Origin of the sequence: Ruegeria arenilitoris, from assembly GCF_013030265.1 — a bacterium.
GTDB classification, from domain to species: Bacteria; Pseudomonadota; Alphaproteobacteria; order Rhodobacterales; family Rhodobacteraceae; genus Ruegeria; species Ruegeria arenilitoris_E.
The window spans coordinates 165,558-179,097 of sequence record NZ_WPZQ01000010.1 but is presented as its reverse complement, the minus strand read 5'-3'; the positions used below and the strand labels follow the sequence as shown (position 1 = coordinate 179,097).

Sequence of the window (13,540 nt, the reverse complement as noted above, 5' to 3'; positions counted from 1 at the left end):
TCTTTACTGCAACAATTAAATTAACGTGTTAATTAATTGCCAAATGGCGTTGACCATTGTAATCCAATGACCATCACTGACACACAGATTATGACAACGCGCGTTCGGCAAGCTGCCGGACAAAATGGGGGCTAAGATGAACTGGGATGAATTTTCAGATTGGGGCAAAAAAGTCTCGGACTGGACGCAGGCTTATCATCAGACCGTCGGGGACAAGCCTGTACGTGCACGGACAGAACCCGGTGACATTCTGAACGCCCTACCCGTTTCGCCCCCCGAAGATCCTGAGATGATGGAAGACATCTTTCAGGACTTCGAGCAGATCGTTATGCCCGGCATTACACATTGGCAGCACCCAAGGTTCTTCGCCTATTTCAACTCGAATGCCTCGGCGCCATCGGTTCTGGCAGAGTTTTTGGCCAGCGCGATCGCACCGCAATGCATGCTGTGGCAAACCTCTCCGGCAGCGACCGAGATGGAAACCCGAATGATGGACTGGCTGCGTCAGGCACTGGACCTGCCAGAAGGATTCGCCGGTGTGATTCAGGACTCTGCCTCTTCGGCAACGTTGGCGGCTGTTCTGACGATGCGGGAAAAGGCCTTGAACTGGCAGGGCAACCAACGGGGACTGTTCGGACAGAAACCACTGCGCATTTATTGTTCGTCCGAGGTTCATACGTCGATCGACCGCGCAATCTGGGTTGCCGGTATCGGCCAGGACAATTTGGTGCGCATACCGATCAAAGGCGACTGGCGGGGTATGGATCCAGAGGCTCTGGAAACTGCGATTCAGGCAGATTTGGAGGCCGGTTTACAACCCGCAGGCGTAATCCTTTGTGTAGGTGGCACCGGAACCGGTGCGACAGATCCGGTCGATCGCTGTCTGGAGATTGCGCAGAAATACGGGCTCTACACCCATGTCGATGCCGCCTGGGCCGGGTCCGCGATGATCTGTCCGGATTATCGGCACTACTGGCCCGGGATCGATCAGGCCGACAGTATCGTGTTCAACCCGCACAAGTGGCTGGGTGTTCAGTTCGACTGCTGTGCACATTTCCTCAAAAACCCTGACGATCTGGTGCAGACTCTGGCGATCAGCCCTGAATATCTGAAGACCCACGGTAAGGACGGCATCATCAACTATTCGGAATGGTCAGTCCCACTGGGTCGCAGGTTCCGGGCGCTGAAACTGTGGTTCGTCATCCGCGCCTATGGTTTGGAAGGGCTCAGGGAGCGGCTGCGCAATCACGTCAATTGGTCGGTTGACCTGCACGATCGTCTGGCGGCTGAGCCTGACTTTGAAATCGTTACGCCGCCGATGTGGTCTTTGTGGACATTTCGGTACGTTCCGACCGAAGCTTCTGACCTCGACGATCTGAATTTGCGGCTGGTGAATGCCATCAATGATGACGGCCGCATCTATCTGACACAGACGCGCGTGGACGGCGATCTGGTTATACGTTTTCAGGCCGGTCAATTTGAAACAACCGAGGACGACGTCAAAATGGCGTTTGACGTAATCACTGAAATCGCCCGTGAACTGACCCCCTGAACCAGAGAGGTGACTGAATGCCTGCTCCAAAGAACACTTTTAAACAGGCTCTAATCAACGGCGAAAGGCAGATTGGCTGCTGGATGAGCTTTGCGGAATCTGTCACTGCTGAGATCATGGGAACGGCCGGTTTCGACTGGCTGGTGATCGATGGTGAACACGCCCCGAATGACATCCGCTCGATCCGGGACCAGTTACTGGCTTTGTCGAATAGCCCGTCGCATCCGGTTGTCCGGGTGCCCGTTGGCGAAACTTGGATGATCAAGATGGTTCTGGATGCGGGCGCTCAGACCGTACTGGTGCCTATCGTCGAAAGTGCCGAGCAGGCACGGGAACTGGTGCGGGCCTGCCGTTATCCGCCCGAAGGCGTTCGCGGGGTTGGCGCAACCGCATCACGTGCCACGATGTATGGAACTGCCAGCGACTATATCCAAACTGCGGATCAGGAGATTTGCCTGCTGGTTCAGGTCGAAAACCGCGCTGGTATGGCTGCGCTGGATGAAATCCTGCAGGTCGACGGGATTGATGGTGTGTTCATAGGTCCCGCGGACTTGTCGACCGATATGGGATACCAGGGGAACAGCTCCGCACCGGAAGTGCGTGAGGTGATCTCTGATGCTTTGGCCCGGATCAGGGCTGCCGGCAAAGCGCCCGGCATTCTGGGCACCAAGGAAGAGGCCACGCAAACCTATCTGGATATGGGCGCGCAATTCCTGGCCGTTGGCATCGACGTAATGTTGCTGGCCCAAAGTGCGCGCGCATTAGCCGAGGAGTGGAAGGCGAAATGAACCCTTATGCCCGCATTGCAGCAGCAGCACGGGCATACCCACCCGAGGCCCCGTCTACGAAATGCACATGATCGTCGCGTGTAGCCGAGGGGACAAAACAGGTCATCATCGCCTCTTGCTGAGTGTGCAATCCAAATCGGACCTTTCCACGTGACTGGGCGTCGTTCAGCGTTTGTGTGATGTGGGACAGGGTCGTCTGATCGCAATCCAGCGTCATTTTCAATCCGTCATCAAACTTACGGTAATCCGCATTGCGGCTGACCATATGCTTGTAGTGCTCAGGTTCAAAGTTTCCCAGCCGTTTGCCCGATTTGAACAAAAGCCAGATCAGCAGATTCTGAATCAGCAATTTGGCCTTTTGTAGAGTCAAATTCCGTCCCTCGCGGGACACATGCGCATCCAGTGTCAGGCCCGGGGGTGGCCAGTTAATCGGGGGGCCGTTTGCCGGAACCGGATGACCAGCGCGGTCCAACGCTTCGGACGCTGACAGGACCGATTGGGCCAGATCAGCAAAGTCCTGTTCGGTGGCATTTGTTGTTGGCTGGATAACCAGAGAGACAATCTGACCATGTCGCGCGGGGCTGTTAGACCAACGACACGAAAGCCCCGTCAGATCAGGCTGCGCATCGGGGTCCGCTGGCTGTACCAGATACTCTCCGGCCTTCATCTGTGCCTCTGCCCAGGCAAGGCCACCGCCAGTGAACATGGCATAGTCCACTCCGCTTGACGGGGCATAGCGCGCGACACGAAGATCGCGATTTGAGGCGCGAATGTCAGAAACCGGTACCAATGCAGCGCGCAGAGAGATGGAGAACTCGGATGCGGCCCAACTGCGCAAGGCAGAAAGAGCTAAACGGGCTTTATCGGCATCTGCCCCGGATATGGCAAAAGCCGCGCCATCACCACCAAACACATATGGAAAGACCTGCCCGCCCAGCGCATTGATCATGGCCGAAATCACCGCAGCCCCAACCATGTTCACCGTCTTATAGCGCCCTCGCGCAATCTCACCGGTAGAATCCACAATATCCGCCACACCAACGATCCAGTTGTCGGGCACCGGAGTGAATCGGGAGGGTTCTGTCAGATTCAGAAACTCATGCGAGATCGGGACGGTGTCATAAAACGCAGCGCCAGCGGTTGTCATCATCCCTCCCAAATCTTTGCTTTCAGGCGAAAATAGCTCAATCGTGAACGTTGTCCGCCCTCTGCAACATAGCACACGCGCTTGTGCACGGGACAGAGACATGCCAAGCATCCGCTCAAGGTTTTGAGGCGAGGATAACGAACATGCAGGCAGGCTTGGTGATCTTGTGTCTGGCCTATGTCCTCAGTCAGTTTTTTCGCGCTTTTCTTGCGGTTCTGACCGCTGATCTGGGGCGCGATATCGGCGCTACACCTGAAGATCTGGCCTTTGCCTCGGGCCTTTGGTTCTTGATCTTTGCCGCTATGCAGATCCCCGTGGGCTGGGCATTAGATCAGGTCGGACCGCGGCGCACCGCTGCCATTTTGCTGATGATCGGCGGGGCTGGAGGCGCGGCATTGTTCGCGGTGGCCACCACACCGCTTCACGTGGCCCTTGCCATGGCGTTGATTGGAATCGGGTGTTCGCCGGTTTTGATGGCCTCATATTTCATCTTTGCCCGAGAGTTCCCCCCGGCTAAATTTGCGACCCTTGCAGCTGTCATGCTGGGTGTTGGTTCGGTTGGGAACCTCGTGGCCTCTTATCCAACCGCGCTGGCCGTCGAATGGGTTGGGTGGCGCGCGACGCTGGCGGGCTTGGCAATCATCTCGGCCGGTGTTGCCGCCGGGATCTGGTTCACTGTGAATGATCCCAAACGCGTAGAGACCGAGCACAAAGGCTCCCTGCTTGATCTGCTCAAGGAACCGGCACTGTGGACAATCCTGCCGCTGATGTTGGTGGCTTATGCCCCATCCGGAGCGTTGCGCGGACTGTGGGCGGGGCCCTATCTGCTGGATATATTTGGTCTGAGTATCACGCAGGTGGGTCAGGCAACCCTGATCATGGGGGCCGCGATGATCGCAGGCACCTTCGCCTATGGCCCGCTGGATCGCCTGCTGGGCACACGAAAATGGGTGATTTTGGGTGGCAACCTGATAAGCAGCCTGTTCCTTCTGTTGTTGTGTCTGTGGATAAGCGATTCCGTCTGGCTCTCGGTCCTCTTGATGGCGTTGATCGGATTCTCGGGTGCGGCATTCCCGGTCATCATGGCGCATGGGCGCGCATTCATTCCGCCACATCTGGTTGGCCGGGGCGTAACCTTGCTGAATCTATTCGGTGTCGGTGGTGTTGGACTGGCGCAGTTCGCAACCGGTCGCATCCATGCTGCAACTGTGGACATGGGACCAACGGCACCCTACACAGCGATATTCGGCTTTTTTGCCATCACTGTTGCCATCGGTTGCGTCATCTACCTGTTCAGCCGGGACAGTATGGACTGAGACATGACCTGTCGGGAGATCCAAGTGAAAGACCCTGTCGTCATTGCCCCAAATCTGAAACGCAGGCTGTCCGGCGTTACGGCGACCATCGCACGGTTGGTCCCGTTGCAGGTACAATGGATCGACATCGCCGCCACCGGTCCCGGATTGCCCGAGGATATTCCGCATATTCCCTTGGGCCGCCTGCCATTTCTCTCACGCCGCAGATTGCGCGTCTGGCACGCGCGGCGGAATACAGAGATGTTGTTGGGCCTGATCCTGCGTGGTCTCTTTCGTCTGAAACTCAAACTGTTGTTCACGAGCGCCTCCCAACGTGCCCATACCGGCTATACCAAGTGGCTGATCGGCAAAATGGATGCGGTTGTTTCGACGTCGCGCAAAACAGCCGGATATCTGGAACGTGAATCTCAGGTGATCATGCATGGCATCAACCTGCAGGACTTCACCCCACCCGATGACAAGGCGGCGCTGCGACAAAAACTTGGCCTGCCAGACGGTCTGTTGCTGGGCTGCTATGGCCGTATCCGCCACCAGAAAGGCACTGATGCATTTGTCGATGCGATGATTGAGCTGTGTGGTCGTTTCGATGATGTTTCTGGCATCGTCATGGGGCGGGCCACAGAGCATCACACCGGTTTCCTGAGCGATCTGAAAGCAAAAGTCGCCGCCGCTGGCTTGTCCGACCGCATCCTGTTCATGCCCGAAGTGACCGTCGACCAGATCGCCGAATGGTACCAGGTGCTGGACCTGTTCATTGCACCGCAACGCTGGGAAGGCTTCGGCCTCACCCCGCTTGAGGCGATGGCCTGCGGCGTTCCGGTTGTGGCAACCGATGTGGGTGCGTTTTCCGAAATCGTCACAGATCCGTCACTTGGCCGCGTCGTTGCACCGGATGATTTCCCTGCCCTTGCGGATGCGGCGGCTGAGATGCTGGAAGACCGTGATTCCCTGTCTCAGTCAGGCCTCGCGGCCCGCGCCCATGTCGAACAGAATTTCGACATCAACAGCGAGGCAAAGACGCTGGTGGCACTGTATGAGCGCCTTCTGAACGACTGAACCGCCTCAATTCGACGTCATTCGGTCAATTCATCTGCGAAAGCTCTTTTTTCTTTTCTGCAACGCGGCTATGAACGCGCGTCCTTTATTCAGGAGACTAAAAATGGGCTATCGCGTCGTTGTCGTCGGCGCCACAGGAAATGTGGGCCGCGAAATGCTGAACATTCTGGCTGAACGCCAGTTCCCCGTCGATGAACTTGCTGCACTGGCAAGCCGTCGTTCGCTGGGCACCGAGGTAAGCTTTGGCGACACGACACACACGACCAAGGACCTGGATACTTTCGATTTTACCGGCTGGGACATGGCGCTGTTTGCCGTGGGATCCGATGCAACCAAGGTATACGCCCCCAAGGCGGCGGCAGCTGGCTGCGTGGTGATCGATAACTCGTCGCTTTATCGCTATGACCCGGACATTCCGCTGATCGTGCCGGAATGTAACCCAGAGGCGATTCACGACTATAAAAACAAGAACATCATCGCCAACCCCAACTGCTCGACCGCGCAGATGGTCGTCGCGCTGAAACCGCTGCATGATCGTGCACGCATTAAGCGCGTGGTTGTCTCGACGTATCAATCGGTGTCGGGTGCCGGTAAGGAAGGCATGGATGAACTTTGGGATCAGACCAAGGCCATCTACAACCCGACGACCGAAGTTGAGCCGAAGAAGTTCCAGAAGCAGATCGCTTTCAACGTGATTCCGCAGATCGACATCTTCATGGAAGACGGTTCAACCAAGGAAGAGTGGAAGATGGTTGTCGAGACCAAAAAGATCGTCGATCCGTCGATCAAGGTCACCGCAACCTGTGTTCGCGTTCCGGTATTCGTTGGTCACTCCGAAGCCGTGAACATCGAGTTCGAAGAGTTCCTCGACGAAGACGAGGCCCGCGATATCCTGCGCGAGGCACCGGGCATCATGGTAATCGACAAGCGTGAACCGGGTGGATACGTCTCACCAATCGAATGCGCAGGCGATTTCGCCACCTTCATCAGCCGCATCCGTCAGGATTCGACAGTTGAGAATGGCATCAACCTGTGGTGCGTTTCGGACAACTTGCGCAAAGGTGCTGCTCTGAACGCTGTGCAGATTGCCGAACTGCTGGGCCGTGAGGTTCTGAAGAAAGGCTAAGCTTTTCAAGCGACAGAAATCGACAAGGGCCGTTTCGAAGGAAGCGGCCCTTTGCTTTTGAGCTGTCTTGCTATCGCGGCGGTGACCTGCAACGTTCAGGCCATCTCAAAACCGCATTCAAGCGAGACATTATGAAAGCTCTGATTTCCTTTCTGGCTTTTGCGCCAGCTTTGGCCTTTGCTGAAACTTTCACGATCGAAACCAAGGTAACCGAAGCAACGATATATCCCGCAGGTGCAGAGATTATCCGGTCCGGTACATTCAATGTTCCTGCCGGAAATCATCGCCTGATCCTGCCGGGAATACCCGCAGGTGATCCCGGTACGCAGTTCACTACATTACAGGTAATGGCAGATGGGCTAAGCCAGTCGTCCCTTATACGGCGGGTCGACGACGTATCCAGGTATGATCATGAAAATGAAGCATTTCGACAAGCCGAAGACAAAGTAAAAGCTGTCGAAGAACAAATTGCAGCTGTTGAAGATGAGGCCCGGTCCGCCCGGCTGATTGCCGAGGCTGCGCAGCAGACAATCGGCTTCTTAGGCAGTCTCGGCCACAACGAAGGATTGGCAGGTTCAGGACCTGACGAATTGCGCGATCTTGCCCGCATGATCGGCGATGAAACCCTGCGAGCTCAACAAACTGCCCACAGTTCGGAACTGGAAGCCCGCAAGATCGAAGCAAAGCTAGATCAGCTTCACAAAGAACTCGAAATCGCGAAAGACAAACGTGATGCGTTGATACCTGATATCGAAGGCCACCTGTTCGTCGCTGTGGATGTGAGCGCTGAAGTCGCGACATCAGGCAATCTGACAGTTTCATACCTCGATGCATACGCGGCAGAATGGATGCCCAGTTATGAGTTTCACCTGAAAACCGGAGCCGATCCGCAGGTTCAAATCAGCCGCAGCGTTCTGGTTTCTCAGCACACCGGTGAAAGCTGGCATGACATAACGATGAATGTATCGACCCTTGCACCGACAAGTCAGAATTCCGTATCTCGGTTATATCCGAGGCTCAGAACCATCAGCGAGATAGCCGACACCTACAACAGTCTTGAAGAACCCGCGGTGGAAGCACCTGTTGTCGTTGAAGAAACTATGGGTGCCTATACGCTCCAAACCGCGTCAGTAGAGGGAACAGGGGTCACCTATACGGTCCCGACGCCAATTTCGGTCTCTGCCGGATCGGATAATACCGAAGTCTCAATCGATCAATTTAGTCAGCCCGCTGAGGTCTTTGCAATGGCAGTGCCATTGAAAGACGACGTCGCGTTCCGCACGGTCCGCTTTACAAATCCTCTGAATCAAAACCTTTTGCCCTCCGAACTGGCAAAATGGTTCGTCGATGACATTCTGGTCGCAGTCGGCGATTCCACGAAGATCGGGCCGCGTGAAGAAGTCGAAATGGGATTTGGGCCTATCTTTGGCCTATCCGTTTCCAGCATTGTTCTGGACCGCAGCAGCGGTGATGCCGGTATAATTTCACGCTCGAACCAGCGGGTTGAAACGGCAGAAATTCGCATTGCCAACCGGACAGATCAAACCTGGCCTATACGGATCATCGACCGGATGCCTTATTCAGAACAGGACGATCTGCAGATCGTGTGGACTGCGGAACCACACCCGAATGAGGAAAACGTCGGCGACGAGCGGGGCATCTTGGCCTGGGAAACTCGGATGGAACCCGGCCAGACCGAGATTATCAAACTGGATCTTGAGCTTAGCTGGCCGGAAGATATGGCGCTGGACTGAGCCTGATGACGAGGGATCGTTTCCCGGTCCCTCTTCTTTCAGACTTGTTGGAATGCGCCTTCACGCGTCAGGCATGATTCACCAGGCTTTATGCCCGAGCGTTCACAACCAGATTTTCCAGAAGATTTGGTGCCCAGGAGAGGACTCGAACCTCCACGTCCATACGGACACTAGCACCTGAAGCTAGCGCGTCTACCAATTCCGCCACCTGGGCAGGTGTCGTGAGGGGGCGTTTAAGCCTAGTCGCCGGGAGCGTCAACAGGATTCGGATAGTTTTTTGAAAGATTTTTTACAGCGTCTTCGACACTGCCTGAAACAGCATTGCTAAGCCCCCGTTTTTCATAACATCGCGGCGTTATTGCGCCTTGTTTGAGGTGCCTTCGAGCGCTAGATATTTTCGCAGCCATGTTTCAGGAGCCAGCCCATGACCAAAATGGTTACGATTTACGGTGGATCGGGTTTTGTCGGTCGCTACATCACTCGGCGACTGGCAAGCGAAGGCTGGCGTGTTCGGGTTGCCGTACGGCGTCCCAATGAGGCGATGTTTGTCAAAACCTACGGTGTCGTAGGCCAGGTCGAGCCGATCCTATGCAACATCCGCAACGATGCTTCGGTTGCCATGGCGATGCATGGCGCAGATGCGGTGGTCAACTGCGTTGGTGTCCTCAATGAGCTTGGCAAAAATGAATTCAGCGCAGTGCAGGCCGAGGGCGCCGAACGGATCGCGCGCCTTGCAGCCGAGCAGGGAATCAAACGTATGGTTCATATCTCTGCCATCGGGGCAGATGCAGAATCAGACAGCGAGTATTCCCGGACCAAAGCTCATGGCGAAGCGGGCGTTCTGGCGCATATGCCGGATGCCGTCATTCTGCGCCCCTCGGTCATTTTTGGTACCGAAGATCAGTTCTTCAACCGGTTCGCCGGGATGACACGTATGTCGCCATTCCTGCCTTTGGTTGGTGCCGATACGCGCTTTCAGCCGGTTTATGTCGACGATGTTGCACAGGCTGCCGTTCAGGGCGTTCTGGGTCATGCGCAACCCGGCGTTTACGAGCTTGGCGGCCCCGAGGTCAAAAGCTTTCGCGCTTTGATGCAACAGATGCTTGAGGTCATTCATCGACGCCGGATCATTATCGGTATGCCCTTCTTCGCAGCGCGGATCATGGCGGGCGTTCTGGACATCATCAAATTCGTAAGCTTCCAGCTGTTTCCGAACCATATCCTGACCCGTGATCAGGTGAAAAACCTGCGTCGGGACAATGTTGTGTCAGATAGTGCCAAGACCTTTGCGGATTTGGGCATTGAACCCGCGGCCCTGGAATCGATCCTGCCCGAATACCTGTGGAAGTTCCGCCCCTCGGGTCAGTATGATGACATTCAGAACTCGGCAAAGAACCTGCGGACTGATCAGCTGTAGGCGACGAACAACAGCACTACACCCAAAATGACGCGGTAGATCACGTATGGCGTAAAGCTGATGCTGCGCAGCAGGCGCATCATCAGGCTAAGCGCCAGCAATGCCGAGAAAAAGGCGAACACAGCTGCGATTGCACCATCTCTGGCAAGCTGAGCATCAGCCTGCTGGATTACATCCACCGACAACAGTACCCCGGATGCGATGATTGTCGGGATCGACATCAGCATCGCGATCCGTGCACCGTCTTCTCTCGAATACCCCAGCTGTCGCGCGCCGGTGATCGTGATGCCGGAACGGGATGTACCCGGGATCAGGGCCAGCACCTGCCAAAACCCCATGATCAAAGAGTCACGAACACCCCAGTCGGCGGCATGTTTGGTTTGAGCACCTTTTTGATCCATCCAATACAGCAACAGACCAAATCCCAACATTGTCCAACCGATCACAGCCACAGAACGCATTGCGCTGCTGAGGCCTGTCAGATGCAGAATCGCCCCCACGATGACGGTTGGGATGGTGGCAATGATCAACCCAAAAGCCAGACGAGACTGCGGGGTATCAATATGCCCGGTCAGGGCACGCGGCAGACCCGCCAAGGCCTGCTTCACGTCAGCCCAGAAATACAGGATCACTGCTCCCAACGTTCCGACATGCACGGCCACATCGATCGCCAACCCCTGATCATCCATACCTGTCAGACTGGGCAGCAGGATCAGATGCCCGGAAGACGATATCGGCAGGAATTCGGTGATACCCTGAATTACCGCCACTAGAATCAACTGAAGAAGACTCATCTGCCCTGCCCGTGCTGCCATCACGCGTTGTTTGCGTTCAATGGGTATTACTGTGGTGTTGGAAAAGAAAGTGAACAAATAGGTCCGGATCGGAACTAAAAATTGCAATAAATTTCGCGGATTTGGGTTTTGAGCTCATTTTTTTCTAAAATAGGTCAGCACAATTGACTTTTCATCTGAAATACCATCCCGTAAAGAGTTCCGACCAAGCCAATTCATGGAGTCTGACCCGTGGCCAAGCAACCGATGCTGAAATTTGTGCAGATCGACCGCGTCATGCCGGAAAAGCGTGCCGCCAATGACCGCAAAGAAGACTTTGACGAGATCTATGCAGAGTTCGCAGCTGAAAAAGCTGCTGAGCAGGCCAGCCGGTGCAGCCAGTGTGGTGTGCCATACTGTCAGTCGCACTGCCCGCTGCACAACAACATCCCGGATTGGCTGAATCTGACAGCAACCGGGCGTTTGGAAGAGGCCTATCAGACAAGCCAGGCCACCAATACCTTCCCCGAAATCTGCGGCCGCATCTGCCCGCAGGACCGCTTGTGTGAAGGCAATTGCGTGATCGAACAGTCAGGCCATGGCACGGTCACCATCGGAACGATCGAAAAGTACATTACCGATACCGCGTGGGATAAGGGCTGGGTTCAACCCGCAGTTCCCAATAGCGAGCGATCTGAAAGCGTCGGCATCATTGGTGGAGGACCCGGCGGTCTGGCGGCAGCTGACATGCTGCGCCGTGCAGGAATTCAGGTAACGGTCTATGACCGCTATGACCGCGCGGGCGGTCTGCTGATGTATGGCATCCCCGGTTTCAAGCTTGAGAAAGACATCGTGCAGCGCCGGAACGATTTGCTCGCTGACGGCGGAGTTGAGTTCGTGTTGAACTGCGATGTGGATGCTGCGAAGTTCGAAGAAATCCGCGCCAAGCACGACGCGGTTATCATCGCAACCGGCGTATACAAATCCCGCGATCTGACCATGCCAGGCAGCGGTCTGGCCGGAATCGAAAAAGCGATCGACTTCCTGACCGCTTCGAACCGCAAAAGCTTTGGTGACGCGGTTGAGGATTTCGACAATGGCCGCCTGAATGCCGAAGGCAAAAAGGTGGTTGTCATCGGTGGTGGCGACACTGCGATGGACTGTGTACGGACCTCGATCCGTCAGGGTGCTACCTCGGTCAAATGTCTGTACCGCCGTGACAAGGCCAACATGCCTGGCTCGCAGCGTGAAACACAGAATGCCGAGGAAGAAGGCGTTGTGTTTGAGTGGCTCAGCGCACCCAAGGGCTTTACCGGTGATGACAAAGTGTCTGGTGTGATGGTGCAGAAGATGCGCCTGGGTCAGCCCGACGCGTCGGGTCGCCAGGCACCCGAAGTGATCGAAGGAGCGGATTATGTCGAAGAGGCCGATCTGGTGATCAAGGCACTGGGTTTCGAACCCGAAGACCTGCCTGCGTTGTTCGGTCAGCCCGACCTGCCTGTCACTCGCTGGGGCACCGTCAAAGCCGCATTCCAAACCGGTGAGACCGAGATGGACGGCGTCTATGCAATCGGTGACATCGTACGCGGTGCCTCTCTGGTGGTGTGGGCGATCCGTGACGGGCGCGATTGTGCAGATGCAATCATCGACCGGTTCAACAGCAAGGCTGCCGTAGCAGCTGAATAATCTTCAACCCAGCATGGCGACACAGCCATGAGCCCAGCGACAGGAGGGATGTCATGCCCGAATTGCAAGGCCAGTGTATGTGCGGCGCGGTTACTGTAACCGCCACCCCTGCGCGCGATGCGCTGGGTGCATGCCATTGCGACATGTGCCGTCGCTGGAGCAGCAGCGCATTCGTCAGCTTTCCGGCCGAGCCGGGCTATGCCGCGCTGGGACCGGTTCGGACATACACCTCGTCGGACTGGGCAGAACGTGCATTTTGCGAAGAATGCGGATCTGCGCTCTGGTACCGCATCACCCTGCCGGGTGAAATGCATGGGCAAACCCAGATGGCTGCCGGGCTGTTCGACAATGCCGCGGACAGCGAGATCAAGCTGGAGCTTTACATCGACAAGAAGCCGGAAGGTTACACTTTTGAAGGTGAACGCCGTCAAATGACCGAAGCCGAAGTGATCGCTGCCTATGCTCCTGAAGCGGAGGGCAACGCATGAGCGCGCGCGCAGGTCAATGCATGTGCGGTGAGGTCCGGTTCACGGCACAGGACGTGCCTCAGGAATTCGGCACCTGCCACTGCAAGATGTGCCAACGGTGGCTTGGGTCAGCGTTTCTGGGTGTTACGATCGCCGAAAAAAACCTGAGCTGGCAGGGTGAAGACAACATCGCGACGCTGCAAAGCTCTGGCTGGGCGGAACGCGCCTGGTGCAGCAAATGCGGCACGGGGCTTTGGTACCGGGTGACTGCTGATGGCCCTCTCAATGGCAATTACGAGATACCGATCGGCATTTTTGACGATGCTGAAGGATTCAAGATGACGCGCGAGATCTTTATCGACCGCAAACCGGATGCGTTCGCCTTTCAGGGTGAACATGAACTGCTGACCGAAGCGCAAGTATTTGCGCTGTACGGGCCGACCACGGAAGGAGCCTGA

The 13,540-nt window shown here is 55.9% G+C and carries 12 protein-coding genes and 1 tRNA gene; 10 read left to right on the top strand and 3 right to left on the bottom strand.

Going from position 1 to position 13,540, the window contains the following annotated elements:
* The first annotated feature begins 136 nt into the window (after positions 1–136).
* Positions 137–1,552, top strand: a complete 1,416-nt coding sequence (locus tag GOX61_RS17890; RefSeq protein ID WP_170335904.1) for a pyridoxal phosphate-dependent decarboxylase family protein — start codon at positions 137–139, stop codon at positions 1,550–1,552.
* Positions 1,553–1,569: 17 nt separating this feature from the next.
* A complete protein-coding gene (locus GOX61_RS17885) occupies positions 1,570–2,340 on the top strand; it encodes an HpcH/HpaI aldolase family protein (RefSeq protein ID WP_170335903.1) in 771 nt (256 codons plus the stop codon).
* A 4-nt stretch (positions 2,341–2,344) separates the two neighbouring features.
* Here GOX61_RS17885 and GOX61_RS17880 read toward each other — a convergent pair whose 3' ends face one another.
* Positions 2,345–3,487 carry a DUF3095 domain-containing protein gene (locus GOX61_RS17880; protein WP_170335901.1) on the bottom strand — a complete coding sequence of 381 codons (1,143 nt, stop codon included), beginning with the start codon at positions 3,485–3,487 and terminating at the stop codon, positions 2,345–2,347.
* A 143-nt stretch (positions 3,488–3,630) separates the two neighbouring features.
* Between GOX61_RS17880 and GOX61_RS17875 the strand changes: the two genes are divergently transcribed.
* The 4 genes from GOX61_RS17875 (at position 3,631) to GOX61_RS17860 (ending at position 8,739) form a co-directional block, all read left to right on the top strand.
* Positions 3,631–4,803, top strand: coding sequence for an MFS transporter (locus GOX61_RS17875; protein WP_170335899.1), 1,173 nt, complete (start codon positions 3,631–3,633; stop codon positions 4,801–4,803).
* Between the two features lie 3 nt (positions 4,804–4,806).
* Positions 4,807–5,859 (top strand): glycosyltransferase family 4 protein, encoded by a 1,053-nt coding sequence (locus GOX61_RS17870; RefSeq protein ID WP_170335897.1) that lies wholly within the window; start codon positions 4,807–4,809, stop codon positions 5,857–5,859.
* 103 nt (positions 5,860–5,962) lie between these two features.
* Positions 5,963–6,985 (top strand): aspartate-semialdehyde dehydrogenase, encoded by a 1,023-nt coding sequence (locus GOX61_RS17865; protein WP_170335895.1) that lies wholly within the window; start codon positions 5,963–5,965, stop codon positions 6,983–6,985.
* A gap of 131 nt (positions 6,986–7,116) precedes the next feature.
* The gene (locus GOX61_RS17860; RefSeq protein ID WP_170335893.1) at positions 7,117–8,739 is read left to right on the top strand and encodes a DUF4139 domain-containing protein; all 1,623 of its coding nucleotides are present in this window, start codon (positions 7,117–7,119) and stop codon (positions 8,737–8,739) included.
* 127 nt (positions 8,740–8,866) lie between these two features.
* On the opposite strand, the gene GOX61_RS17855 is transcribed toward GOX61_RS17860, so the two are convergent.
* Positions 8,867–8,953 (bottom strand) — tRNA-Leu (locus GOX61_RS17855).
* A 210-nt stretch (positions 8,954–9,163) separates the two neighbouring features.
* Between GOX61_RS17855 and GOX61_RS17850 the strand changes: the two genes are divergently transcribed.
* Positions 9,164–10,156 (top strand): complex I NDUFA9 subunit family protein, encoded by a 993-nt coding sequence (locus GOX61_RS17850; RefSeq protein WP_170335892.1) that lies wholly within the window; start codon positions 9,164–9,166, stop codon positions 10,154–10,156.
* Here GOX61_RS17850 and GOX61_RS17845 read toward each other — a convergent pair.
* Complete coding sequence (locus GOX61_RS17845; RefSeq protein WP_170335890.1) at positions 10,147–10,950, bottom strand: undecaprenyl-diphosphate phosphatase; 804 nt, start codon at positions 10,948–10,950, stop codon at positions 10,147–10,149. The genes GOX61_RS17850 and GOX61_RS17845 overlap by 10 nt on opposite strands.
* Before the next feature lie 231 nt (positions 10,951–11,181).
* Here GOX61_RS17845 and GOX61_RS17840 point away from each other — a divergent pair, with 231 nt between their 5' ends.
* From GOX61_RS17840 to GOX61_RS17830, 3 genes are read left to right on the top strand one after another with little or no spacing between them, the layout of a single operon-like run.
* Complete coding sequence (locus GOX61_RS17840; protein ID WP_170335888.1) at positions 11,182–12,615, top strand: NAD(P)-dependent oxidoreductase; 1,434 nt, start codon at positions 11,182–11,184, stop codon at positions 12,613–12,615.
* Positions 12,616–12,668: 53 nt separating this feature from the next.
* Complete coding sequence (locus GOX61_RS17835) at positions 12,669–13,103, top strand: GFA family protein (protein ID WP_170335887.1); 435 nt, start codon at positions 12,669–12,671, stop codon at positions 13,101–13,103.
* Positions 13,100–13,540, top strand: a complete 441-nt coding sequence (locus GOX61_RS17830) for a GFA family protein (RefSeq protein ID WP_254436912.1) — start codon at positions 13,100–13,102, stop codon at positions 13,538–13,540. The genes GOX61_RS17835 and GOX61_RS17830 overlap by 4 nt, the downstream gene beginning before the upstream one ends.